Source organism: Micromonospora sp. AMSO12t (assembly GCF_008806585.1).
Classification (GTDB): domain Bacteria; phylum Actinomycetota; class Actinomycetes; order Mycobacteriales; family Micromonosporaceae; genus Micromonospora; species Micromonospora reichwaldensis.
Genome location: NZ_WAAS01000082.1, coordinates 1 through 25,109 on the forward strand (window position 1 = coordinate 1; position 25,109 = coordinate 25,109).

Annotated in this window: 16 protein-coding genes, 1 rRNA gene and 2 pseudogenes; 10 read left to right on the forward strand and 9 right to left on the reverse strand. The window is 73.9% G+C overall.

Going from position 1 to position 25,109, the window contains the following annotated elements:
• A pseudogene (locus tag F6X68_RS14800) lies at positions 1-481 on the forward strand (hypothetical protein); the annotation flags it as partial.
• A gap of 84 nt (positions 482-565) precedes the next feature.
• A complete protein-coding gene (locus F6X68_RS14805) occupies positions 566-1,636 on the forward strand; it encodes a PHP domain-containing protein (RefSeq protein ID WP_151454832.1) in 1,071 nt (356 codons plus the stop codon).
• A 537-nt stretch (positions 1,637-2,173) separates the two neighbouring features.
• Here F6X68_RS14805 and F6X68_RS14810 read toward each other — a convergent pair.
• Positions 2,174-3,244, reverse strand: a complete 1,071-nt coding sequence (locus F6X68_RS14810) for a DMT family transporter (protein ID WP_151454833.1) — start codon at positions 3,242-3,244, stop codon at positions 2,174-2,176.
• Between the two features lie 123 nt (positions 3,245-3,367).
• Between F6X68_RS14810 and F6X68_RS14815 the strand changes: the two genes are divergently transcribed.
• Complete coding sequence (locus F6X68_RS14815; RefSeq protein ID WP_151454846.1) at positions 3,368-3,961, forward strand: Uma2 family endonuclease; 594 nt, start codon at positions 3,368-3,370, stop codon at positions 3,959-3,961.
• Positions 3,962-4,013: 52 nt separating this feature from the next.
• On the forward strand, positions 4,014-5,684 hold the full coding sequence (locus F6X68_RS14820) for a DUF885 domain-containing protein (protein WP_151454834.1): 1,671 nt from the start codon (positions 4,014-4,016) through the stop codon (positions 5,682-5,684).
• A 61-nt stretch (positions 5,685-5,745) separates the two neighbouring features.
• On the opposite strand, the gene F6X68_RS34735 is transcribed toward F6X68_RS14820, so the two are convergent.
• The 3 genes from F6X68_RS34735 to F6X68_RS14830 form a co-directional block, all read right to left on the reverse strand.
• Positions 5,746-7,101, reverse strand: coding sequence for a hypothetical protein (locus F6X68_RS34735; protein WP_151454835.1), 1,356 nt, complete (start codon positions 7,099-7,101; stop codon positions 5,746-5,748).
• Between the two features lie 79 nt (positions 7,102-7,180).
• Positions 7,181-7,303 carry a hypothetical protein gene (locus F6X68_RS34660; protein ID WP_255474753.1) on the reverse strand — a complete coding sequence of 41 codons (123 nt, stop codon included), beginning with the start codon at positions 7,301-7,303 and terminating at the stop codon, positions 7,181-7,183.
• Positions 7,304-7,719: 416 nt separating this feature from the next.
• A complete protein-coding gene (locus F6X68_RS14830) occupies positions 7,720-8,841 on the reverse strand; it encodes a DUF3068 domain-containing protein (protein WP_192581409.1) in 1,122 nt (373 codons plus the stop codon).
• Between the two features lie 110 nt (positions 8,842-8,951).
• Between F6X68_RS14830 and F6X68_RS14835 the strand changes: the two genes are divergently transcribed.
• On the forward strand, positions 8,952-10,151 hold the full coding sequence (locus tag F6X68_RS14835; protein WP_151454837.1) for an acyltransferase: 1,200 nt from the start codon (positions 8,952-8,954) through the stop codon (positions 10,149-10,151).
• On the opposite strand, the gene F6X68_RS14840 is transcribed toward F6X68_RS14835, so the two are convergent.
• Positions 10,043-14,359: an alpha-(1->3)-arabinofuranosyltransferase gene (locus F6X68_RS14840; RefSeq protein ID WP_151454838.1), complete on the reverse strand. Its 4,317-nt coding sequence runs from the start codon at positions 14,357-14,359 to the stop codon at positions 10,043-10,045. The two genes, F6X68_RS14835 and F6X68_RS14840, sit on opposite strands and share 109 nt — an antisense overlap.
• 85 nt (positions 14,360-14,444) lie before the next feature.
• Here F6X68_RS14840 and F6X68_RS14845 point away from each other — a divergent pair, with 85 nt between their 5' ends.
• Positions 14,445-15,656, forward strand: coding sequence for a glycosyltransferase family 4 protein (locus F6X68_RS14845; RefSeq protein WP_151454839.1), 1,212 nt, complete (start codon positions 14,445-14,447; stop codon positions 15,654-15,656).
• Here F6X68_RS14845 and F6X68_RS14850 read toward each other — a convergent pair.
• The gene (locus F6X68_RS14850; protein WP_132238409.1) at positions 15,641-15,835 is read right to left on the reverse strand and encodes a hypothetical protein; all 195 of its coding nucleotides are present in this window, start codon (positions 15,833-15,835) and stop codon (positions 15,641-15,643) included. The two genes, F6X68_RS14845 and F6X68_RS14850, sit on opposite strands and share 16 nt — an antisense overlap.
• Before the next feature lie 139 nt (positions 15,836-15,974).
• Positions 15,975-17,540: pseudogene (locus tag F6X68_RS14855) on the reverse strand (hypothetical protein); the annotation flags it as partial.
• An 86-nt stretch (positions 17,541-17,626) separates the two neighbouring features.
• Between F6X68_RS14855 and F6X68_RS14860 the strand changes: the two are divergent.
• Positions 17,627-18,886, forward strand: coding sequence for a polysaccharide biosynthesis protein (locus F6X68_RS14860; protein WP_151454841.1), 1,260 nt, complete (start codon positions 17,627-17,629; stop codon positions 18,884-18,886).
• 83 nt (positions 18,887-18,969) lie between these two features.
• Complete coding sequence (locus tag F6X68_RS14865) at positions 18,970-21,438, forward strand: fibronectin type III domain-containing protein (protein ID WP_151454842.1); 2,469 nt, start codon at positions 18,970-18,972, stop codon at positions 21,436-21,438.
• Positions 21,439-21,480: 42 nt separating this feature from the next.
• On the opposite strand, the gene nudC is transcribed toward F6X68_RS14865, so the two are convergent.
• The gene (nudC, locus tag F6X68_RS14870; RefSeq protein ID WP_151454843.1) at positions 21,481-22,401 is read right to left on the reverse strand and encodes an NAD(+) diphosphatase; all 921 of its coding nucleotides are present in this window, start codon (positions 22,399-22,401) and stop codon (positions 21,481-21,483) included.
• Between the two features lie 180 nt (positions 22,402-22,581).
• Here nudC and F6X68_RS14875 point away from each other — a divergent pair, with 180 nt between their 5' ends.
• Positions 22,582-24,396, forward strand: a complete 1,815-nt coding sequence (locus F6X68_RS14875; protein WP_151454844.1) for a VanW family protein — start codon at positions 22,582-22,584, stop codon at positions 24,394-24,396.
• A gap of 140 nt (positions 24,397-24,536) precedes the next feature.
• Positions 24,537-24,869, forward strand: coding sequence for a hypothetical protein (locus F6X68_RS14880; protein WP_151454845.1), 333 nt, complete (start codon positions 24,537-24,539; stop codon positions 24,867-24,869).
• Between the two features lie 115 nt (positions 24,870-24,984).
• Here the strand turns inward: F6X68_RS14880 and rrf are convergent.
• Positions 24,985-25,101: ribosomal RNA gene (gene rrf / locus F6X68_RS14885) — 5S ribosomal RNA — on the reverse strand.
• Positions 25,102-25,109 lie beyond the last annotated feature (8 nt).

Consider the following 25,109-nt stretch of genomic DNA (forward strand, 5'->3'; position numbering starts at 1 on the left):
GCCGCCGTCGTCGGACTTCCCCACCCGGTACCTGCTGCCGGGTGGCGGGCTGGCCGCGGCCGGCAGCCCGGCGACCGCCACGGTGGCCGGCGCGGGCGGCGCGAACCGCGACGGCACGCCGACCAACCCGCAGGTGTTCACCGCCACGGGCCTGGATCTGGCGTACGGCGGCGGGCAGACCACGTTCGACCTGTTCCTCGACGCCGGCAACGCGGTCGGCAACGGGGTGCAGGTGCGGGTCTCCTACGACCTGACCGGCAACGGCAGCTGGGAGCGGGTGGAGACGTACCGCTACTTCGCCACCGACCCGGTTCCCGGGTACGAGCGCTACACCCAGCAGAGCGGCCTGCACTCCGCCACCGGCGCCCTCGGCAACCTGTCGAACGGCACCGTGCGGGTGGAGGTCTGGTCGGCGATCGGCAACAACCCGACCACCCTCGGCATCGGCGACAGGTCGCTGGTGAAGCTGCCGCACTCCTGATTCCGTGGCTCTCCGCTGATTCCATGGCCCTCCGCGCCGTCGGTCGTCCCGCGACCGGCGGCGCGGAGGCGTATTTTCCATGGCATGAGCGCCCGGGACCCCATCGCCGACCTGCGCCGGATCGCCTTCCTCCTGGAGCGGGCGAACGAGGCGACCTACCGGGTCCGGGCGTTCCGCTCGGCGGCCACGGCCCTCGCCGCGCTGCCGGGGAGGGAACTGGCCGAGCGGGCCCGCACCGGCAAGCTCACCGAGCTGTCCGGGGTCGGCGACGTCACCGCCCGCTGCGTGGCCGAGTCGCTCGCCGGCGAGGAGCCGGTCTACCTGCGGCGGCTGCTCGCCACGGAGGGCACGGACCTGGACGAGGCGGCCACCGCGCTGCGTGCCGCGCTGCGCGGTGACTGCCACACCCACTCCGACTGGTCCGACGGCGGCTCACCCATCGAGGAGATGGCGCTCGCGGCGGTCGAGCTGGGCCACGAGTACGTGGTGCTGACCGACCACTCGCCCCGGCTGAAGGTGGCCCGTGGCCTGACCGCCGACCGGCTGCGCAAGCAGCTCGACCACGTGGCGAAGGTCAACGAGGCGCTGCCGGAGGGCTTCCGGATCCTGACCGGCATCGAGGTGGACATCCTCGCCGACGGGTCGCTCGACCAGGACGAGAAGCTGCTGGCCCGCCTCGACGTGGTGGTCGGCTCGGTGCACAGCGGCCTGAACGACGACCGGGCGAAGATGACCCGACGGATGCTGACCGCGATCGCGAACCCGCACCTGGACATCCTCGGCCACTGCACAGGGCGGATGGTGGCGTCCCGGCCCGCCGGGGTGAAGGGGCCGGGCGACCGGGCGCACCGGCCGCGTACCCGGGCGGAGAGCGACTTCGACGCCGACGCCGTCTTCGCCGCCTGCGCCGAGCACGGGGTGGCCGTCGAGATCAACTCGCGGCCGGAGCGGCAGGACCCGCCGAAGCGGCTGATCCGCCGAGCGCTGGAGGCGGGCTGCGACTTCGCCGTCAACACCGACGCGCACGCCCCCGGGCAGCTCGACTGGCAGCGGTTCGGCTGCGAGCGCGCCGCCCTGTGCGGGGTGCCCGCCGACCGGGTGGTCAACACCTGGGACGCCGACCGGCTGGTCGACTGGGCCCGCTCCGCCCGCTGAGGTCCTGGCTGCTCGCCTGGCGCACCGGGCCCTCGCCTCGCCTGGCGGACCGGGCCCTCACCGGCAACACGCCGGCGACCAGGGGATGACACCACGGACGCTGTCGAGCTGCCCCGTTCATGAGACCGCATCACACGGACGCCGGTGGCCGCCGGGCGCGGCCACCACACGCGCCGGCCTTCACAAGCGCTGGCCATCACAGGCGGCCCGGCCGAACAGGCGGCCCGGCCGTCACTGACGGGCGGCGGAGCGGTGACCGCGCCTGGACGGGTGCGAAGCGGCAGCGGGTGCGGCGACGAGCCGCGCTGCTCCTGAGGTTGCCGGCCCACGGCATGTCCCGCCACGTTCACGAGTGGAACACCATGGGTGTCAAAGGCGGGCGTTGACACCCATGGTGTTCCACCCGTCAGCCGGGCGACCGGGCGGCAGCCGGGCGACCGGGCGGCAGCCGGGCGACCGGGCGGCAGCCGGGCGACCGGGCGGCAGCCGGGCGACCGGGCGGCAGCCGGGCGAAGGGCGGGCGACGGGCGGGAGCGCTCAGCGGCGGGCAGCCGGCACGGACGGCGCGGCCTGCGCGGCGACGCCGGACGGCGCGACGACAGCGGCAGGCGCATCGGCATCGGCATCGGCCGTGGTCGACTCGATCACGCCGGCGGGCGCGGACGGCTCGGTGGGGTCAGCGGGTGCGGGCCGGCGGCGGCCGATCAGGCCCTGCGAGACGGCGACGCCGGACAGCACGATGAGCGCGCCCACCGGCTGGTGCCAGGTGAGCCGCTCGTCGAGGGCCAGGGCGCCGATCAGCACCGCGAACACCGGCACCAGGTAGGTCACGGTGGAGGCGGTGCTCGCCCCGGCGACCCGGATGTTGCGCAGGTTGATGACGAAGGCGAGGCCGGTGCCGAGCGCACCGAGCGCGAGCACGCTGGCGAGCACCTCGGCCGAGAGGCCGGTCGGGGCGGGCGGCGCCCCGGCAACCAACGGCGCGACGACCGCGAGCTGGGCGGTCGCGACCAGGAGCTGTGCCGCCGAGAGCGAGAGCCCGGAGTGCGCGCTGCCCGCGACGAACTTCTTCTGGTACGGGATGGCGACGCCGTAGCAGGCGGCCGCGCCCAGGCACATGAGCTGCCCGGTGAAGTGGGCGCCGCCCACGCCCTGCCAGACCCCGAGCACCACCAGCACCCCGGCGAAGCCCAGCGCCATCCCGACTGCCCGGCGCGTGGTGAGCCGCTCGGTGCGGAACACCAGCACGGCCAACGGCAGCACGATGAGCGGGGTGGTGGCGTTCCAGATGCCCGCGAGCATCGACTCGACGCGCTGCTCGCCGTAGCCGAAGAGGGTGAACGGCACGGCGACGCCGAACGCGGCGGCCACGGTCAGGTGTGCCCAGACCCGGGGCTCGGCGGGCAGGCGGTCGCGGAGCACGGCGAGCACCAGCAGCAGGGTCACCGCGCCGGCGGCGACCCGGTAGAGGGTGAGGTGTAGTGGATGCAGCTCCCCGATGCCGATCTTGATGAACAGGAAGCTGGAGCCCCAGATGGCCGCCAGCGCCAGGAACCCGGGCAGCCAGCTCCGCAGCGCCGCGCGGTCAGGAGTGGAATCCACTGTCACCCCTGACACTCTGCCGCAGCCGTACGACGAAGTCCCGCGACTTCTTCCACGCCGTGTCGACCACCACAGAAACGCCTACGCTGTTGACGCGTTGACCACCCCGAGGAGGTGCACGCCGTGGCGATGCCGATGCGTTTCGACCCGCTCGTCGACCTCGACGGCATGTGGACGACCCAGTTCGCCGACCGGTACCTCCCGTTGCCGGGGCTGCCCGATGCGCGCTACGAGTGCATCGACGGGAGGTTGGTCATGACGCCCGCCGAGGTCGGCACGAACAGCTACGGCGAGATAAAGCTCGCCCGTCTGCTGTCACCCGCCGCAGAGACCCACGGGTTCTACGTGTTCGGGCAGGTGAATCTGACCTTCTCGCCGCGGCGCTGGATCCAGCCCGACATCACCGTCCTGCACGCGCTGCCGAAGACCGACGAGGAGGACCGGTGGATCCCGGCCCACCTCTGCACGATGGCGGTGGAGTTCGTCTCGCCCGGCAGCCGCCGGCAGGACTTCGTCGACAAGCCGATGCGGTGCGCGGAGGGACGGGTGCCGTACTTCCTGCGGGTCGAACTCTCCCGCCGGCTGGGGCATGCCCAGGCGGAGCTCTTCACCCTCGGCAAGTTCGGCGGTTACGACACCGTCGCCAAGGCGGTCGGCGGTCGGCGGCTCTCGGCCGACCTGCCGTTCCCGATCGACTTCGATCCCGCCGGCCTGCTGCCCTGAACACGCAGAACGCGTCCGACAACTCGACGGTGCCCTCACGTAGGGTCGCAGCGTGGGACGAATCGATGACCTCGCGAACCGCTACGTGGCCGAGTGGGCGCCGCTGAGCCCGATCGGCGCCACCTATGTCGGCATTGCCGGCTACGACGACCAGCTCGACGACCTGTCGCCCGACGGGTACACGGCCCGCGCGGAGCTGATCCGGCGGACGCTGACCGACCTGGAGGTGACCGAGCCGGAGTCGGAGTTGGAGCGGACCGCCAAGGACGCCATGCAGGAGCGGCTCGGCCTCGACCTCGCCCGCTACGACGCCGGCGAGGCGAGCAGCGAGGTCAACGTGATCTCCAGCGGCCTGCACGAGGTCCGCATGGTCTTCGACCTGATGCCGACCGAGGGCGACGACGCCAAGGCCCACGTGGCGGCCCGGCTCAACCGCTTCGCGAGCACCCTGGAGGGCTACAAGGCGACGCTGCGCGAGGCGGCCGCCGCCGGCCACGTCAGTGCTCGGGTCCAGCTCGTCGAGGTCGCCAAGCAGTGCGACATCTGGGTCGACCCGGACGGCGACAACTTCTTCCACGGGCTGGTCGAGCGGCTGGGCGCCGACGGCACCCTCGGCGCCGAGCTGCGTCGGGGTGCGGCGGCGGCCACGGCGGCGACGGCCGAGTTCGGCCAGTTCCTCCGCACCGAGATGGCTCCGCTCGGCCGGGAGAAGCAGGCCGCGGGTCGCGAGCGCTACGAGCTGGCCTCGCAGTACTTCCTCGGCGCCAGGGTCGACCTCGACGAGACGTACGCCTGGGGGTTCGAGGAACTGGCCCGGCTGGAGGCCGACATGCGTGCGGTGGCCGGCCGGATCGTCGGCCCCGGCGCCACCATCGACGAGGCGGTCGAGGCGCTGGACGCCGACCCGGCCCGGACGATCCGGGGCAAGGAGGCGTTCCGGGACTGGATGCAGGCGCTCGCCGACAAGGCCATCGGCGACCTGCACGGCACCCACTTCGACATCCCGGAGCAGGTACGCCGCATCGAGTGCTGCCTCGCCCCGACCAGCGACGGCGCGATCTACTACACCGGCCCGAGCGAGGACTTCTCCCGCCCTGGGCGGATGTGGTGGGCGGTGCCGCAGGGCGTCACCGACTTCTCCACCTGGCGCGAGGTGACCACCGTCTTCCACGAGGGCGTGCCGGGTCACCACCTCCAGGTCGCGCAGACGGCCGTCCGGGCCGAGCTGCTCAACCGCTGGCAGCGCCTGCTCTGCTGGGTCTCCGGGCACGGCGAGGGCTGGGCGCTCTACGCGGAGCGGCTGATGGACGAGCTGGGTTACCTGGAGGACCCGGGCGACAAGCTCGGCATGCTCGACGGGCAGGCGTTCCGGGCCGCCCGGGTGATCGTCGACATCGGCATGCACCTGGAGTTGGAGATCCCGAAGGACAACCCGTTCGGCTTCCACCCCGGCGAGCGCTGGACGCCGGAGCTGGGCTGGGAGTTCATGCGGGCGCACTGCCGGGTGCCGGAGGAGAACCTGCGTTTCGAGCTGAACCGCTACCTGGGCTGGCCGGGGCAGGCCCCCTCCTACAAGGTGGGCGAGCGGATCTGGCTCCAGGCCCGTGACGAGGCGAAGGCCCGCAAGGGCGCCGACTTCGACCTCAAGGAGTTTCACCGGCAGGCGCTCGACCTCGGCTCGCTGGGGCTCGACCCGCTGCGCAAGGCGCTCGCCCGCATCTGAGGTCGGCGGTGCGGGGCCGGCGGGACACCGGCCCCGCACCGTCGGTGGTGGTGGAGTGAGGTCAGGAGAGGGTCAGCTTCAACGCCGGCGTGGCGGTCAGCGTGTCGCTGCTGACGAACGCCAGTTCCATGACCGGCTCGGTGAAGGTGATCGGAACGGGTGACGTGATCGGCAGCCCGTCGGGGAACGGCAGGCCCGGGGTCAGCGTGATCTTGACGCCGAGCAGCCGCCCGACGAACCGGGTGGCGTAGAACGCGACGTCCCCCTGCACCGTCAGCCGGTCCGCGGCGAACCGCATCGTCCGGCCGGCCGGCGCGGGCGCACGGAGCAGGAAATCGTCGGTGTCCGCGCGGTCCATGGTGAACTTCAGTGCCTTCAGGCTCCCGTCGGCGGTGGGCAGGTCGACGATGCCCTCGAACCGCAGCCCGTCCATGGTCACCTTTGAACCGGTGAGCTTCGACGGGACCGCCGCCACCACCGGCTGTCCCGGGTCGGCTGCGATCCGGGGCAGTGGTCTGCCCGCCGCCACCTGCCCGGGTCGGCTCGGCGTCGGGCTGGCCGGGGCGCACCCCCGGCCGGGCACCGCCGGCCGCCCCGTGGCCGAGGCTGTGGGACGGACGCTCGGCGCGACCGTGGGACGGACGCTCGAGGTGGCCGTGGGACGGACGCTCGGCGCGGTCGTGGGACGGACGCTCGGCGTGACCGTGGGACGGACGCTCGGCGCGGTCGATGGCGTCGCCCGGCGGGCCACCTCCTCGTCGTCGCGCCGGCCGCGATCGAAGAGGTCACCGATGCCGTCGAGGGTGTCGCGGACGGCGTCGCCTCCGCCGCCCGTCGACGGGAACGGGCCGGGGGCGGTCGGGGTCGGCGTCGCGCCCGGCGTCCCGGTCGGGGCCGGCAACGCGCCCGGCGTGCCGCTCGGCGCGGGTCGCGTTCCGCCCGGCGTGCCGCTCGGCGCGGGTCGCGTTCCGCCCGGCGTGCCGCTCGGGGCCGGCTGCGTTCCGCCCTGGCCGGGAACTGTGGTGGGGCAGGCGGCAGTCGGCGGCGCCACGGCGCGCACCGGCGTCGGGCCGGGCGCGGCGAGCGCCACGGCGGCGGCAAGGCCGAGCAGCACCGGCAGCACCACGTACGGACGGAGGTCGCGCGGCCTGGCGTCGTACTGCATCGACTCGGCCGCCGGCATGGCATTGGCAGGCCTCGTGCCGATAGGCAGGGCGCCGGTTGGCTCGGCGGGCACCGGCACGGCGGACAAGGTGGGGCTGCCGAGCGACATCTGAGTGGTACCGAAGATCTCCAGATCGGCCAGCGCGGTCAGCAGGCCGCCCCGGAACGGTCGCACCCGCCGCCAGCGGCGGAAGCCGTGCCACGCCTCGCGGAACCGGCCGCGCCACACGGGCTGCGGATCGTCGGTCGTCACGTACGCCTCCTGGCGGGCCAGAGGGGACGGAGCTGGAACGGGACCACGGAGCACAACCGCCGCGGTCCCGGAATCCAGGTCAGAAGAGCGTGGCGCTGCGGATGCCCGAGACCGCCACGGGGTCCGTCGTCCCGTCGGACACCAGCAGCGCGGCGAAGCGCCGCCACCGGTGGCCGCCCTGGTCGTCGAACCGGTCCTGCACGGTTCCTCCCCTCAGGGATGTCGCGCGGGTCGCCGGTCGACCGGCGACGGCCCCACACCGGGCTGCCACAGTTACCGGCGAGTAGGGAACTGGGACGATGATGCCGCGCGAAGACGCAGGCCACAAGGCCCGGATCGCCGGCCGCCACAGCCAAGGTCACGCGGAGTAGTGAGGCAGCGCGACCGGGCCCCTGGCTCCATGGACATTGATCAATGATTCTCGCGCAAACCGGGCACGTCGCCCTTCGAGCACGACCGTCCGTGACGAGCAGCGATTCAGATTACGGTTCAGTAACGGCGAGGCCCCCTGCACGACAGGCCGCCACCGTCGCCCCTGAACGGGGACGACGGTGGCGGCCTGTCAACTGGTTGCCGGTGATCGACGTCCGCACCTGGACGCCGGCCGAGGTGGCTCCGCTACCGGCGTCCGGCCTCGCCGTCGTGCACGGGCGCCCCGGAGGTGACCTGCTCGGACGACGCCCGCGGGGCGGGCGCCGTGGCAGCGTCGGCGTCGCCGTCGGCGCGGTGCCGCGCGGCGGCGGTGGCCCGGCGTCCGGCCAGCACCAGCCAGAGCCCGATGATCAGCGCAAGAGCGCCGACGACCGTCAGCACGAGCGGAATGGTCCGACCGATCAGCAGCAGCTTGTCCCGGTTGTTCCCGGCAGACTCGACGCTGTTGGCGATCGTCTGGTCGGTGTAGACGAAGTCGCCGTCCAGCAGCGGGGTGCTCGCACCCTGGTCCGGCACCAGCGTCTTCTTCTGCTGCTCGCGCACCTTGACGAAGTTGCCGCTGACCGGCTCGACCCAGATGGTGCGGGTGTTGCTGTACATCACCTTGCCGCTGGTCGCGCCCGGCGCGAACGCCCCGAGCAGGCCACCCACCCGCTCGGCCGGCATGCCCAGGTCGGTCTCCTCGATGACCTGCTGGAACCGGTACGCCTCAGTGCCGTTGATCTTCTCGGTGCCGTCGAACCGGATCGGCAGCGCCTTGCGCAGGTCACGGTCGAAGTACTCGTAGTCCTTGCGCTCCGTGTTGAACGGGAACTTGTAGGTCTGACCACCGAAGGTGACCTCGCTCGGCCCCTCCGGGCCGTCGGCCTGGAGGAACTGCTTGTCCCAGTCGACCGCCGCGGCGGTCTTCCGGTCCAGGGCCAACTCCGCGGAGTACTGGCTGATCACCTCGCCGGTCTGGACCCACTTCACCGTGCCGTACGCGCCCCAGACGACCGACTTGCCCTCCAGGTCGCCGGTCATCTCCGCCTCGGTGCTCCCGGCCTGCGGCGCCACCTCGGTGGTGGACTCCAGCCTGCCGGTCTGCACGGTCGGCGGGGCGTCCTTCTTGAGCTGCAGGAACTTGGCGTTCTCCGCCACCGCGACGCTCGGCTTCAGGCAGCCCTCGGGCTTGCCCTCCGCGTTGCACAACTTGAGGTCGTACGGCAGTTTCGTCACCGTCGGTGCCACGAAGAACGCCGCTCCCGCGGCGAGCACGAGACACAAGACGCCTATCCCGAACAGCACGGCGCCCAGACGAGCCTTCACTGATCCTCCTAACAAAGACAGTCAGCCGGTGTCCGGCGAGCGGTCCTGTCCCTAAACTTGGCCGCAGGTTACTCCCGGGTTACATATTCACGCGACCCTCTGGACGGTTGATGTCTGCCCCAACTCCGGATCACGACCTCCGCCGACTGCCCGCGCTGGACGCCGTACGGGTGATCGGCGCGCTGGCCGTCGTCGGGCACCACGTCGGGTTCGCCACCGGTGCCAACACCGGCGACTCGGGGCTGGGCAGCTGGTTGTCCCGCCTCGACGTGGGCGTCGCCGTCTTCTTCGTGCTCTCCGGCTTCCTGCTCTTCCGCCCGTACGCCCACTCGTCGGCCACCGGGCAGCGGTCCCCCTCCGCCCGGCGCTACCTGTGGCGCCGCGCGACCCGCATCCTGCCCGCCTACTGGCTGACCGTGGTGGTCTGCCTGCTGGTGCTGCCGCAGAACCAGCCGGCCTCCGCCGGCGACTGGTGGCGGCACCTGACGCTGACCCAGATCTACGAACCCCGGCAGTTGCGCCACGGCCTGAGCCAGACCTGGAGCCTCGCCACCGAGGCGACCTTCTACCTGCTGCTGCCGCTGCTCGCCGTGCTGCTGATGCGGCGGCGCTGGCGGCCCGGCCGGTCCACCGTCCTCATCGTGGCGGCGGGGCTGGCCATCACCGCCGGCTGGGTGGCCCTGATGGGATCGGGCCTACTCAACCTGGGCCTGCACACCATGTGGCTGCCCTCGTACGCCGGCTGGTTCGGCGCCGGCATGGCGCTGGCGACCGTCCACGTGTCGCTGCGCACCGGCACCGGTCACCGCTGGCGGTGGCTGGACGACCTGGGCGCCGCACCGCTGGCCTGCTGGTCGGTCGCGCTGGCCGCCCTGGCCGTGGCCACCACGCCGATCGTGGGTCCCCGCGACCTGGCCGAGCCCACCGCCGCCGAGTTCGGGCTGAAGATGGCGCTGTACGCCCTGGTGGCGGTGATGGTGGTGCTGCCGGTGGCGTTCGGGCCGGCCACCCGCACCAAGGCCGTCCTCGGCGGCGCGGTCGGCCGGTGGCTCGGCCGGGTGTCCTACGGGCTGTTCCTCTGGCACCCGTTCGTGCTGGAGGGGGTCTACATCGTGGGCGACCGCCCGAACTTCAGCGGCGACACGGGCGAGATCTTCCTGCTCACCGTCGCCGGTGGGCTGGTCCTCGCCGCCATCAGCTACTACGCCGTCGAGCGCCCCTTCCAGCGCTGGAACGCCCCCCGGCCGCGTCGGCGCGGGAGCACGAGGGAGAACCAGAGCACCGTCACGGCGGCGACCGCCGCCAACTGAGGCGCCGCGTCGGCGTGCCCACCCCGGGTCACCGCGTACCAGCCGGCCAGCCCGAAGCCGGCCACCGGCAGCCAGCGCCCGGCCACCCGGTACAGCCGGCGCAGCCCGCGCCGGTCCGGTGGGTGCAGGTGTGGCGCCAGCGCGTGGCCGGCCACCACGCCGGCCGCCGCCAGCAGCGCCACCGCGACCGCGGCCAGGCCGCCGACCAGCAGCAGCGCAGTCCCGCCGAACAGCAGGGCGAGCAGCCGGTGCCGGCGTCGACGCGGCGGCCCCGCCGCCGGCACGGGCACCGGCACACCCCGACTCGGGAGCAGGGCGGCCAGCGCGACCCCGCCCAGCGCGATCGCGCCGGCGCCCAGCGCCAGGACGTACCCGTCGTCCGGGGCGAACCGCAGCAGCACCTCGCCGGAGAACCCGGCCGGCACCAGCCAGCCCTGCTGCCAGCCGTCCACCACGAACGGGGTGAGTCGCTCGCCGCCCGCGGTGGCCTCCCACCCGGGGTTCGCGTTCTCGCGCAGGGCCAGCACCCGCTGACCCGGGTACCCGTCCAGGTGCAGCGACCGGCGGGTGGCCGACCAGCCGTCCACCCGGACCGGAGTCTGCACGGCGTCCGGGACCTGCGCCGAGCCGGCGACGCCCGCCGAGCCGGCCGCGCTGCCGTCGGTGGGCCCCGGGACCACGGCGTGCGGCGTCAGGACGAGCCGGGTGGGCGTAGCCAGGCGGCTCGCCGCCGCCACCACCCGCACCTCTGCGCCGGCCAGCGGCAGCGGATCCTTCGCTCCGGCGCCGCACAGGAGCGCGTCCACCTCGCGCAACTCCGCCAGCTCCCGCCGGCTGGCCACCAGCGCCGTCCGGCGCCGTACCGCACCGACCTCGACGGTGGGCCCGGTGCCGCAGGGGAGCGTGACGCGCGCCTCCGGGTCGTTGCGGGGCACCGGTCCGTCCGGCAGCACGGTCAGCTCGCCGACGCCGACGGGCAGGCTCTGTGACAGCCGCCGGTACGGGTCGAAGGTGTTGGCCGGCACCACGTCGGAGATCAGCACGGTGATCTCGTCCGTCTTGAGCGGCCGGTCGAAGACCAGGCTGCCGCCCTCGTCGAAGACGCCGCCGCGCATGCCGCCGTCTCCGATCACGGTCGCCTGCCACGGGCGGGCCGCCGCCGCGGTGGGCGGCAGGGTCACCTTCAGCCCGGCGATCTGGCGGGCTTTCGGCCAGGTCAGGCGCAGCCACGGCTGCCGGTCGGAGCTGGCGGCGTACCAGGTCGTCGCCGGGTCGCCGTCGACCACCGCGCCCGGCCGGGCCGCGGGGTGGGAGACGCCGACGCTGGAGGCGGCGACCACCGGGGTGACCCCGCGCGCGACGGCCGCCGCGCCACCGCCGTCGAGCAGCGCGTTCAGCGCGCCGCCCGCACGTGGGCGCACCCGCAGCGCGACGTCGTAGCCGGCGGCGACCGGCAGGCTCAGCGTCCGGTCGATCCGGTCGCCGTCCTCGGACTCCCGGACGAGCCCGCCGTCGCAGATCGGCCGCCCCTCGTCGAAGACGCAGGGCGCGGCACCGGCGGCGGCGGTGAGCACCACGGAGGCCGGGGCGGCGGTCGCCGGGGGCGCCGGCACGGCCAGGGTGCGCTCGGCCCGCACGCCCGGGATGGTGATCTCGGCGATGCCGACGCCGCCGAAGCCGGCCCGGATGTCGAAGACCTCGTCGATGGAGATCCGCACCCGCCGGGTCGGGTAGCCGGCGGGCACGATGACCTGCACGCTCTGGCCCGGGTTCTCCACCACCGCCTGCTGGTTGCCGGCGCTGACGGTGATCTTCGTGGGCAGGGAGTCGGCGCCGGTGTCGAAGACGATGCCCACCTCGCGGACCACCTGCGGCTCGGTCAGCTCCACCTCCAGCCACTGCTCGGTGGTGACCGTCCCGGGCGCGGAGCGCCAAGCGGTGGCGAGGCTGCCGTCGAGCGCCGCGTACGGCTGGTGCGCCGGTCGGCCGCCGACCAGCGGCTGCGCGTCGGACCAGGAACTCGACGCGGTGACCGACCCGATGCCCAGGTAGCGCACGGTGGTGGCCTGGCCCTCGCCCCACGGCGGCAGGTAGTCCCGGGCGGGCGCGCCGAGCCTCGCCTCGTCGGCGGAAGTCATGGTCGCCGAGGCGTTGTCGTGCGGCTGCCCGAACGCGACCTCGCGTCGGCGCATCCCGTCGGTGAGCACCACCGGGCCGTCGGTCAGCCCTGCCGGCCGATCCCCGACGAGCACCGTCGGGGCGTCGGAGAGCCGGCCGGCCGCCGCGATCTGGAGCAACGACTCCGGCCCGCCCACCACGGTGGTCAGGCCCTTCACGTCGTACGCGACGACGGGGCTGACCGGCTGGGCGACCTCGTACACCTCCAGGGCCCGGACCTTCACGTCCAGTCCGTGGTCGACGAAGTTGCCGGGCAGTTGGCCGCCGCCGACCTCCGGTCCGAAGGCCCGCACCGGGCGGATGCCGGGCGAGCGTTGCAGTGCCTGCCGGACCACCACCGGTTGGGTGGCGCCCGAGCGCCCGTAGTCGAGGTCGGAGCGGAGCAGCAGGTACCGCACGCCGGAGCGGGCGAGCAGGTCGGCCAGCCCGGCGGAACCCTCGCCGTTGGCCAGTGCCGACTCGACGGCGTCGAGCAGCCGGATCGTGCCCGGCGGGGTGAGCGGCACCGAACTGCGTACCGCCCAGGGGCTCTCCAACAGAGGTTGGGTGACCTCGTCGCTCGGGCTGCCCCACAGGTAGCGGGGGAAACGGGCGGCGGGCACCACCAGCACCCGGTCGTCGCCGAGGTTGCTGTCCAGCCAGGAGGTCGCCTGGTGCCAGTAGCCGGGCACCTCCCGGAAGCTGCCCTGGGCGGGCAGTCCGGCGGCCAGCGCCGGGGCGGCCACCCCGGCGACCGCGACGAGGGCGGTGCCGGTGACCAGCGTGGCGCGCAGCCGCACCGGCTGGAGCAGGCGGGGCAGGCCCGGGTTCACGTCGGGCCGGTCGCCCGCGCGGGCCGCCCGCGCCACCAGCCCCAGCAGGTGGGCGAGGCCGAGGATGAGCGGCAGCCGCAGCACCACGTCGAACTTGTGCACGTTGCGCAGTGGCGCGCCGGCCGCGTCGAGGAAGTCCCGCTGCGTCTGGGCGCCGAACCCGTCGATAGCGCCGACGTGGCCGAGCCCGACCAGGGCCAGCCCGACCAGCAGGCCGGTGACCAGGAAGCGCCGGTGCGGCATCCCGCGCCGGGCCAGGCCGGCGAGGCCGAGACCGGCCACCACCAGGGTGGCGATCACCAGCGGCTGCTCGGTGGCCAGCCGCCAGCCGGCCGACCAGGGCGGCCCGTACGCGCCGTTGAGGTACGCGTGCCAGTGCGAGGCGCCGCGCAGCACGGTGGTCATGTCGGTGGGGGCCGTGGTGACCGGCGCCGTCTCGATGTAGTCCAGGAACGGCGGACTGTACCGGCCCAGCAGCAGCAGGGGCACCAGCCACCAGGCGGTGGCGGCGCCCACCGCCAGCCCCCAGGCGACGAGCGCCCGGATCCGCAGCCGGAACGGGTGCAGGCCGACCAGCCACAGACCGGCGAGCGGCACGACGGCCAGCACCGCCGTCGCGTTGACGCCGCCGGCGCACGCCACGACCAGCGCGGACAGGGTCACCGCCCGGCGTACGGAGCCGCCTCGGGCCAGCCCCACCAGGGGCACCAGCACCCAGGGTGCGAGGGCGCTCGGCCATGCCTCCACCGAGATCGGGCCCAGCTCGGTGACCAGCCGGGGGGAGAGCGCGAAGGCCACCCCGGCGAGCAGGCGGGCGGCCGGCGTGCCGATGTGCAGCCGCTCGGCCAGCCGGACCACGCCGGTGCAGGCCACCGTCATGACCAGCGCCCACCAGAGCCGTTGCACCACCCAGGCCGGGATGTCGAGCACCTCGCCGAGCAGGAAGAACGGGCCCATCGGCCAGAGGTAGCCGTACGCCTGATTCTGAAGCTGGCCGAAGGTTCCGTCCGGGTCCCAGACGTGCAGGGCGCGGCTCAGCCATCCGGCTGGATCGACGGCCAGGTCCACCTTGGTGTCGATGGCGATCATGCCCGGATCCTGAAGGAACGCCAGGGCCGACAAACCGAGACAGACCGCGACCAAGCGTAGACGCCACACCCTTCTCGATGTGGCGTCCGGTCGGTCGGTCAGCTCCGGGCGGGCCGGCGCCTGCTGCATTTCGCCTCCGATCGGGCATTGCGGGGGCCGTGACGAAGCCCATAGTGTGACGCGACGCGAAGACTACTCGGCAGTAGGAGTAAGTGTGGAAGCACCGCCTGCCGCCACCCGGCACGTACTTTTCCTCAACTGGCGCGACACCCGGAACCCGGAGGGCGGCGGTTCGGAGGTGTACGTCGAGCGGATCGCCGGTGAACTCGTACGCCGGGGCCACCGGGCCACCCTGCTCTGCGCCACCCACTCCGCCGGCCCCGCCGAGGAGATCACCGCCGCCGGCGTACGCGTGCTGCGGCGCGGCGGCCGACACACCGTCTACCTGCGCGCCGCGCTCGTCTACCTGGCCGGAGCCCTGGGCCTCGGGCCGCTGACCCGGCGCCGGGGCGGTCGCCCCGACCTGATCGTGGACGTCGGCAACGGCCTGCCCTTCCTGTCCGCCCTGTACGCCCGCCGGCCGGTCATCGCACTCGTGCACCACGTGCACCGTGAGCAGTGGCCGGTGGTGCTGGGCCGCTGGCTGGCCGGCTTCGGCTGGTGGGTCGAGTCCTGGCTCGCCCCGCGCGTCTACCGCCGCTGCCAGTACGTGACCGTCTCGGCGGCCACCCGGCGGGAACTGGCCACCCTCGGCATCGACCCGTCCCGGGTCGCCATCGTGCACAACGGCACCCCCGACATGACGGTGGGGCCGGTGCCGCGCACCCCGCAGCCGTCCCTGGTGGTGCTCGGCCGGCTGGTGCCGCACAAGCAGGTCGAGCTGGCCCTGCACGCGGTTGCCGGGCTCACCGGCGAGCTGCCGGGGCTCACCCTCGTGGTCGCCGGCCAGGGCTGGTGGGAGCCGCAGCTGCGCCAGCTCGCCGAGGAGTTGGGCGTCACCGACCGGGTCCGGTTCACCGGCTTCATCAGTGACGCCGAGAAGCGGGAGCTGCTGGCCAGCGCCTGGGTCGCGCTCACCCCCTCGCTCAAGGAGGGCTGGGGGCTGACCATCGTGGAGGCCGGGGCGGTCGGCACGCCGACGGTGGCGTTCCGCGGTGCCGGCGGAGTCGAGGAGGCGCTCGTCGACGGCGAGACCGGCCTGCTCGCCGACGGTGCCGACGACTTCGTCGCCAAGGTGCGGCTGCTGCTGACCGACGACGCTCGGCGCACCGCGATGGGCACGGCGGCGCGGGCGCACGCGGCCCGCTTCACCTGGCCGATCTCGGGCGAAAAATTCGCGGCCCTCGTGACGAGGGCCGCGAACGTTCGGAGCGTGGTGCCGGCGGAGCAGATGGAACCGGTGGAGCCGTCCTACCTCGTGCCGTAGACCAGCGGCTTGTTGGCGCCGCCGCCACCGCCGTCCGAGCTGGTCCGCGCGGCCTGCTCGGCCTTGGCGGCCTCGGACGACGAGGTGCCGGTGAGGGTGGTGGCCAGCGCCACCGACCCGAAGACGCCGAGAGCGACCGCGATCACTCCGGCGAGAACCAACGAGAGAGCACTGCGCATGGTGCTGACTTCCTCCTCGTGAGCTGCGTGCGCGGGACGTTACCACCAAGTAGCGTCGGTGGGGAGGGCCGCGAGGACGATCGATTCCGGCCTGGCGGCGGGAACCCTCGGCAGCTCACCGCGCACCGGGGCCCCACGTGGTCGGGTTCTCGTACAGGGTCAGGTCCTCGCCGGCGTACACCTCGCGGAGCCCGACCAGCGTCGCCGGGTCCGTCCGCTGCCCGCCGGCCACCCGTTGCACCACCACCCAGCGCACCCCGGTGGCCCGCACCGGGGCACCGGAGTCGAGCACCCGCCGCACGTGCGCGACGCGCCGGTTCTCCCCGCTCACCTCGCTCGTGCCCACCCAGAGCGTGTCGTCGACGAGGACCTCGGCGTCGACGTAGCGGGGCAGCGGGTCGAGCGCCGTCCGGCCGCCGTTCCACGCATAGGCCCGGTAGGAGCCCAGCGGCAACGAGAGCACCTCGCCCGGCTGGCCGTCAAGGCGGGCGGCGACGGCGTCCCAGTCCGCCGGATAGGCCACCGGCCGCAGCCGGCCGGCCGCGCCGAACGCCAGGTCCGGCAGAACCACCACCGGCAGTGCCAGCGCCCCGGCCAGCACCGCGCCCGCGCCGGCCCGTCCGACCCGGCCGGCCGCTCCGGCCAGCCGTTCCGCGCCGAGCGCGAACCCCACGGCCACCAGCAGGGCGTACGGGACGAGGAACTTCTGCCCGTCGCGCAGCACCCCGGCTCCCGGCACCGTGGCGACCAGCCACTCCAGCGACGCGCCCAGGCCGGGCAGCACGCCCAGGGCTGCGAGCAGGAACCCGCCGGCAGCCAGCACGGCCAGCCGGTCGCAGATCCCGTCCGGCCACCGGTGGCGCAGCGCCCGGTAGCCGAGGACCGCCAGGGCCAGCACGACGGCGGTGGCCAGCGGCGCCAGCGGGGACGACCGGCTCACCGGTGTGGTCTGCGCGTTCCAGATCCCGCCCGTGCCGGCCAGGGCTCCGAGCGCTCCGCTCCAGTTCTCCGCCCGCGCCGCGAACGCCGCCACCCCGTCGGGGTCGGTCCGGGCGTCCGCCCTGGTCAGGGCGGCAGCCACCAGCCAGGGCGCGTTCAGCAGCAGCACCACCGCGATCGCGATCGCGCCGACCCGGCCCCTGCCGCGCCGCGGCACCAGCACGACGGTGGCCGCCAGGGCGATGAGGCCGCCGGTCGGGGTCACCGCGGCGAGGGCGGCCGCCAGCACCAGCAGCGGCAGCGCCCGCCGTCCACCGGCCCGCAGCCGGATCACCGCCAGCACCAGCCAGGGCAGCGACGCGTACGCCAGGAGCAGACCCCAGTGCCCGATCAGCAGCCGCTCCGCCAGGTAGGGCGTCCACACGTACCCGACGGCGGCCACCAGCCGGGTGACCGGGTGCCGGGCCGGCACCAGCAACCCGGCGCCGACGGTGGCGAGCAGCAGCACCGCGACCAGCGCCAGCCGCTGCACCAGCCACCCTGGCACCGCCTGGCTCGCCAGCGACACCAGGGCGTCCAACGGCACCGCCCGTGGCAGCGAGTCGGACGGGGCGACGAGTTCGGCGCGCCACGGCTGGTGCGGCACGAAGACCATGTCGTAGCTGAGCACGTAACCGGGTGCCGCCAGCGGAGCCAGCACCAGCAGGGTGACGGCCAGCCCGAGCCCGACGAGCATCGACCTCTCCCGCAGGGTTGACCTCCTCATTACGCTGACCGGGCGTGGCACCGGCGTGGCGCCACTGTACGCGCGCCCGTTGCACAGCCGGGAGTGCCGGCGACACGGGACGGTTGATGGGTACGGATTCGGAAAAGCCCGGCCGGGCGACCGGGCTCGGCACCGCCGGCATCGCAGTGACGCTCGCCGGCGTGTTCGTCAACGGGCTGGCCTACGTGGTGCCCGTCCTCGGTGCGCGGCACCTCGATCCGGCGGAGCTGAGCGCGCTCGCCACGCTCCTGGCGCTGGGTGCGATCGGTGGCGTGGCCAGCACCGGGCTCCAGATCGCGGTCGCCGTGCACCGGGCCCGGCACGGTCGCGCCGCCACCGCCCGGCCGGCCCTGCTCACGGTGCTCGTCACCGCCGCCCTGCTCGCCCTGACGCTGCCGGTGGCCGCCGTCCAGCTTCGACTGACCGCCCCGGCGGTGCTGCTGCTCGGCGTGCTGACCGTGGCGGTCGTGGCGGCCGGCCGCTGGCTCGGCGAGTTGCAGGGCGACCAGCGCTTCCTGCGGCTCGCCGGCGGCATGGCGCTGCTCGGCGCCGGCCGCTACGGGGGCATGGTGGCCGGGCTCTCGCTCGGCGGCGGGCTCACCGGGTCGCTGCTGGCCGGCGCGCTCACCTCGGTCCTGGTGCTCGCCCTGCTGGTGCGCCTCAACCGGGGCGCAGGTATCGACCCGGCCGTGCCCTCCCTCGCCACCCGGACGGTGCTCACCGCCAGCGGCGCCACCCTGGCGATGCTGGTGGTCTCCTACGCCGACCTCCTGCTCGCCCGCCGCTTCCTGCCGCCGGACGTCTCCGGCACCTACGCCGTCGGCACGGTGCTGACCAAGGGGGCGCTGTGGGCGCCGCAGGTGGTGACCGTGATCGTGCTGCCCCGCCTGGCCAAGGGGGACCGGCGGGCCCTGGTCGCCGCGCTGGCCCTGGTCGCCGGCGCCGGGGCGGTGCTGGTGCTCGGTTCGGCGCTCGCGGGCGGGCTGGCCTTCCGCCTGGCCGGCGGCCCCGACTACGCCGCGGCCGGTCGTTACGCCCCGGTCTTCGCCGCCACCGGCGCCCTGTACGCGGTCGTGTTCATCCTGGTCAACGCCCGGGTCGCGGCGTCGGTCCGGTGGCCCGCCGCTCCGCTGTGGACGTCCACGGTGATCTTCGTGGCCGCCGTCGCGACCGTCGTGCCGCGGACCGTCGCCGGGATCGCCGGGGCCGCCCTGGCGACGGCGGCGGCCACCGCCGTCGCCACCGGATTCCTGACATTGGCCCACGAGCGGGGCAGCAGGTCGAAACGCACCCGTACGGCCACTACCACCCAAGCGGGAGGACATGTCACAGTGCGGGACGGATAACCAGGAGACGGGGGTTTCTGGTGAGCGTCAGCACGGCCACGACCGGGTCCGGTCCAGGGAAGGTGCGCACCCACGCCCGTTGGTTGCTCGTTCTGTACGCCACCGCGCTGGTGCTCACCCTGACGGCCGGCGTACCGGGCCGGGCACGGGCCGAGGGCGGCATGTCGGCCGACCGGCTCACCGCCCTCTTCGAGCGTTACGGCGACACCTCCGGCCGGTGGAACGGCGCCGACCGGACGGCCTCGGTCCGGCTCCCCGACGGCCGGCTCCTCTGGCTCTTCTCCGACACGTTTCTCGGCCCCGTGGGCCCGGACGGTTCCCGCCCCCGCACCGCGTCGTTCATCAACAACTCCGCCGTGGTGCAGCAGGGCGACGAACTGCGCGAGACGGTGCACGGCGGCACCGCCGAGGACCCCGCCTCGCTCGTACCGCCCCCGGCCGCCGACCAGTTCTACTGGATCGGCGACGCCCAGGTCGTCGGCGAGACCCTCCAGATGCTGGTCAACCGCTACCGCCGGACGGGCGACGGCCCGCTGGACCACGTCCTGCTGGGCACCTCGCTGGCGACCTTCGCACTGCCCGGGATGACACCCGTCGCGGTCCGGCCGCTGCCGCTGGGAGAGCGCATCTCGTGGGGCTCCAGCCTGCTCCGCGATGGCGGACACACCCTGATCTACGGCACCGAGGCGAGCGGCGAGACGAAGTTCGCGCATGTCGCCCGGGTCGCCGGGGTCGACCTGAACGGCCCGTGGGAGTTCTGGACGGGCACCGGCTGGGCGCCCGCAGCGGACAAGTCCGCCCGCATCCTCAGCGGGGTCGGCACGTCGTACGGGGTGCAGCGGGTCGGCGACCGGTACGTGCTCGTGACCCACGAGAACAACCTGGTGTTCAGCGCCGACGTGGTGGCGTACACGGCGGGTGGGCCGACGGGTCCGTTCGAAGGTCCGGACTACCTGCACCGCGCGCCCGAGACGGACGCCGGGCATCTCGTCTACGACGCCGACCTGCACCCCGACCTGGCTCGTCCGGGCAAGCTGCTGATCTCCTACAACGTCAACAACGTCGACGACGCCGTGACCTACGCCGACGCCGGCCTCTACCGGCCGCGCTTCGTCGAGGTCGACTGGCCCCGCCCCCGGCCGGACCGGGCCGACGTGCCGCCGGCGCCGGCGGCACTCACGGCCGAAGCGCGGGGCGCGGGCAACGCCGAGCTGCGGTGGCGTCCCGTCCCGGTCGATGACGAGCTGCGCTACCTGGTACACCGCCGGAACGTGACCGCCGGGCAGACCCACTTCGTGCGGATCGGCGAGCCGTCCGCCGAGCCCCGCTCCTCGGCCGACTTCCTGGTCAACGGCCACGAGTACGAGTTCCGGGTGACCGCCGTCGGTCGGCGGGGCGAGGGTCCTCCCTCGCCGGTGGCGCGGATGACCGCCACCGTGCCGCCGCCACCGCCGCCGAGCGGGGTGCGGGCCGAGGCCGGCCGCACCGGGGACGTCGCGGTGCACTGGGAGCCGATCCCGTTCGTCCAGGTGTTCCGGCTCTACCGGCGCGACGTCACGGCGGGGCAGCGGAAACCAGCCCTCGTCGGCACGTTCACCGGCACCAGCGCCACCGTCGGCTCGCTGTGGCACGCCCGGACGTACGAGTTCACCGTCGTCGCGGTCGGCGGCGGCGGGGACAGCCCGCCCTCGACGCCCGTCCGGGCCACCGCATCGGTCAGCCCGCCGGCCGCGCCGGCCCGACTGACCGCACAGGCCCAGCCGGACGGCGACATCCGGCTGGGCTGGGCCAACCTCGGTCCCGGCGTCTCCTACCGGGTCTACCGGCGCGACCTGACGGCGGGCCAGAGCCGCCTCGGGTCGCCCGCACTCGAGAGCCGGCCGAGCCACCTCGCCCGCCACCTTGAGCACGGCCACGAGTACGAGTTCGTCGTCAGCGCGGTGGACCGCGACCGCGAGGGACCGTTCTCCCCGCCGGTGCGGGCCCGGGCGACCTTCAGCGCGCCGAAGGTGGTGCCGACCGACCTGCGGGTGACGAAGGTCGGCACGGCCGAGGTGGAGCTGACCTGGCGGTCGGCCAGTCCCGGCGGGTGGCACCGCGTCTACCGGCGGGACCTCACCGCCGGGGAGCGGGAGTTCACCGAGGAGGAGGTGCCCGTGCAGGGCACCGAGGCCACCATCCGCCAGCTGCGCAACGGACACGAGTACGAGTTCGTGGTCGCCGCGGCCAACCAGGCCGGTGCCGGGCGGCAGAGCAGGCCGGTCCGGGCCGTCCCTCGGCTGCCCACGCCAGCCGGGCTGGCGGCGACGGCGGCCGGCAACGGCGAGGCCCGACTGAGCTGGCGGCCGGCGGGGCCGGGCCTCGCCTACCGCGTCCAGGTCCGCGACGTCACGGCCGGCGGGGAATGGCGGACGGACCCGGTGCCGGTGGGCGGGACGGACTTCACCGCCGTGCTGCTGGTCCGCGGGCACCGCTACGAGTTCCGGGTCGCCGCCACCGACGGCATCGACACCGGCACGCCGTCCGCGCCGGTCGCCGTGCTCGTCCGCTGAGACACAGGCGGTGACCGCGTCGCGCTGGACGAGCTGGCCCGGTCAGGCCCCGGCCGTCAGCCAGGAGTGCAGCAGGTGGTGGTCGATCGAGTCGACGCGGCCCAGCGGCTGTCCGGCGGCCGCCCGCTCGCGCAGCTCGTCCCGGGTGAACCAGCGCGCCTCCAGCAGCTCCTCGCCGTCCACCCGCACCTCCTCGGACGCGGCGGTGGCGCGGAAGCCGACCATCAGGCCGGCCGGGAACGGCCACGCCTGCGAGCCCACGTACGCCAGGTCGGTCACCGTCACCCCGGCCTCCTCCGCCATCTCCCGCCGGACGGCGTCCTCCAGGCTCTCGCCCACCTCGACGAAGCCGGCGAGCGTCGAGTACGCCCCCTCGGGCGCGCCCGCGTGCCGGGCCAGTAGGCAACGGTCGGGGACGCCGGGCGCCTCGATCAGCACGATGACGGCCGGCTCGATCCGGGGAAAGAGGAGCCGTCCGCAGTCCGCCCGCGCGCACGACCGGACGTGTCCGCCGCCCCGGGCGACTGTCGACGCCCCGCACGTGCCGCAGAAGCGCTGCTGGCGGTGCCAGTGCAGCAGCCCCCGCGCGTACGCCTGGACGGCCGCCCCGGCCGGGTCGAGCCGGCCGACCAGCGCCCGGACGTCCACGGCGGCGTCCGCCTCCGCCACCTCGACGGCGGCAGCCTCGGGCAGTCCGGAGAGGTCAACGGCGAAGACGGCCGAGCCCTCGTCCATGCCCAGGAAGACGGTCTCGTCGGCGACGGTAAGCGCCTTGGCCGCCCGTTCCCCGGTCAGCCGCACCGGCACGTCCCCCGCGACCAGGCAGCGGTCCCGCCAGAGCGGCAGCAGGGTGCTCGCCGGGTCCGCCAGCAGTGCGGCGAGCCGTTCCTGGTCGGTACGCAGCTCCCCCGCCCGGTCCAGCCAACCGCCCCCGTACGCCAGGACCGCCTTGTCCGCTCCCATGTTCCCTACCGTGCCATGCCCGCCGGCCCGCCCGACGACCGGCCGGTGTCCCCCGACACGCCGGGCGACACGCCGCGACGCGAAGGGTGGGGCGCTGACTCCCGACCCGCCGGGGCGCCGGTTACCGTAGGTGTCTTCCGGGCGGAGGCGCGCTCCCCCGTTGTGGTACGTCCGATCGAGGTGACCGTGACGCTGTACGGCGAGAAGACTCCACCCGCCGACGACCGGCCCACCGTGCAGGTCAAGGCTGTGACCTGGCCCGGTGACGAGCCGGAGCCGGTCGCGCCGGCTGGCCGGCCGGGCGGGTCACGGTCCCGCCGGACCCGCCTGTTGCTGGCCGCCGGGGCCGCCACGGCGGTGCTGGCCTCCGTGGCGGGGGCGGGTGCCTACGCGTACGCCGGTGACGTGCCGCGCGGGACGACGGTGCTCGGCGCGGAGTTGGGCGGCCGGAGCCGCGCGGACGCCGCCCGGGAGCTGCGGACGGAGCTCGAACGCCGCGCCGCCACGCTCAACGCCCCGCTGTCGGTGCGCGTCGGCGAGCGGACGGCCACGATCGACCCTGCCACCGTCGGTTTGGCGGTCGACGTCGACGCCACCGTGGCGGCGGCGGCCGAGGCCGACGCGCACGCCGTCGACCGGCTCGTGGGGTCCCGGGCGGTGCAGCCGGTGGTGGCCGTGGACGCCGTCCGGCTCGACGCCGCCCTCGAGAAGGTCGTCGGCGCCCAGGGCCGGAAGATGACCATGCCGGCGATCACCTGGAAGGGCACCACGCCGAAGGCGGTGCACCCGAAGCCGAGCCTCGCCCTCGATCCGGAACGCTCCGCGCAGGTGGTACGGGAGGGCTGGCTCGCCGGCCAGCCGGTGACCGTGCCGCTGGTCGAGACCCACCCGGCGACCACCGCCGAGGAGGTGGACCGGCTGGTCGCCGAGCTGGCGAAGCCGGCCGTCGCCGCCCCGGTCACGCTGACGACCGGCAAGGGCTCGGTGCAGATCCCGCCGAAGGCGATCGCGCGGAGCCTGCGGTTCACGGCCGACAAGGCCGGCAAGCTGACGCCTCAGGTCGACGTGAAGCGGCTGCGGGCCGCGCTCGGCGGCGACCTGGCCGCGATCGAGGTGCCGCCGAGGGACGCCCGGATGACCATCTCCGGCGGCAAGCCGAAGGTCGTCGACGGCAAGCCCGGGCAGCAGCTCGACAGCGCGGCCCTCGGCCGCGACCTGCTCGCCGTCCTGCCGAAGGCGGACGACCGGAAGGTCACCGGCGAGCTGAAGCCGGCGGAGCCGGAGCTGACCGCGGCGAAGCTGGCCGGGTTGGGCATCAAGGAGCGGGTTTCCACCTTCACCACGCACTTCACGGGTGGGCTCTCCTCGCCGCGCAGCCAGAACATCGTCACGATCGCGAAGGACGTGGACGGCACGGTGGTGCTGCCCGGCGAGACGTTCTCCCTCAACGGGCACACCGGCGAGCGCGGCTACGCCCAGGGCTACCGGGACGCTCCGGTCATCCTCGACGGCAAGCTGGTCCCGGGAGTCGGCGGCGGCACCTCGCAGTTCACCACGACGCTGTTCAACGCGACGTACTACGCCGGGCTGGAGGACGTCGAGCACAAGCCGCACTCGTACTGGTTCAGCCGGTACCCGGCGGTCATCGAGTCGACCATCTTCTGGCCGGACCTCGACTTCAGGTTCCGCAACAACACGGAGCACGGCGTCCTGATCGACACCTCCTACACGTCGAGTTCGATCACCGTGTCGATCTGGAGCACGAAGATCTGGGACAGCGTGAAGACCGAGTACACCCCCCGCCGCAACATCACCCAGCCGAAGACGGTCTACCTGGAGCCCGGCCCCACCTGCATCCCGGCCGGCGGCAGCCAGGGCTTCACCCAGGACGCCTACCGGGTGTTCAAGAAGGACGGCAAGGTCGTGAAGCGGGAGAAGTTCACCTGGCGCTACTCCGCCGAGCCGCGCTTCATCTGCGGTCGCGAGCCGTCCTGACCATCGCATGGACGCGCGGCGGTGCGGAGGTACCGTGCACCCGTCCTCTAGAGCTGTCCGCCCTGTAGAGGAAGGTCGGTGCCGCAATGGCAATTTCGTTCACGGCGGAGGTCGACCGGTTCATCACTGTCGCGACGCAGTTGAGCAGCGAGGACCTGGAGCGGGTGTACGAGTTGCGGATGGCGGTGCGCCGGGCTCACGGACGGCAGCCGAAGCCGAACCTGTCCGCTGCGGCGTTCAGCAAGCTGGACAAGCGCGTGCGGGATGACCTGCGCGCCCGCGGCCCGCAGTTCTGGGCGTACCGTGTCGGGGCGATCAGCGAGGCGATCGTGGCGACCCTGAGCGCGGCCCGTGCGATCTGGAAGCCGGAGCAGCTCACGCCTGAGCAGTACCACCTGATCGTCGGCCCGTTCGAGCAGGTCGGAATGACTGTGCCGGCACACCCGGACGATCCGCTGCGGCCTGATCGTTGACACAGTCGCCGAGCGGCGTTCAGCATGACGGACGCGCTGGCGTCTTTCGGCCTCGAATTGGTCCGTAACGCAGTTCAGGGCCACCCCCTGCGGGGTGGCCCTGAACTGAAAGATTGTCCGGCGGTGTCCTACTCTCCCACACCCTCCCGAGTGCAGTACCATCGGCGCTGGAGGGCTTAGCTTCCGGGTTCGGAATGTAACCGGGCGTTTCCCCTCCGCCATGACCGCCGTAACTCTATC

Bases quoted from the DNA above. Each gene is read 5' to 3' on its own strand.
- nudC (WP_151454843.1), bottom strand. From the start codon at position 22,401: ATGGGAGCGGACAAGGCGGTCCTGGCGTACGGGGGCGGTTGGCTGGAC.
- F6X68_RS14835 (WP_151454837.1), top strand. From the start codon at position 8,952: ATGTCTGCCCCAACTCCGGATCACGACCTCCGCCGACTGCCCGCGCTG.
- F6X68_RS14815 (WP_151454846.1), top strand. From the start codon at position 3,368: ATGCCGATGCGTTTCGACCCGCTCGTCGACCTCGACGGCATGTGGACG.
- F6X68_RS14805 (WP_151454832.1), top strand. From the start codon at position 566: ATGAGCGCCCGGGACCCCATCGCCGACCTGCGCCGGATCGCCTTCCTC.
- F6X68_RS14860 (WP_151454841.1), top strand. From the start codon at position 17,627: ATGGGTACGGATTCGGAAAAGCCCGGCCGGGCGACCGGGCTCGGCACC.
- F6X68_RS14850 (WP_132238409.1), bottom strand. From the start codon at position 15,835: ATGCGCAGTGCTCTCTCGTTGGTTCTCGCCGGAGTGATCGCGGTCGCT.
- F6X68_RS14840 (WP_151454838.1), bottom strand. From the start codon at position 14,359: ATGCAGCAGGCGCCGGCCCGCCCGGAGCTGACCGACCGACCGGACGCC.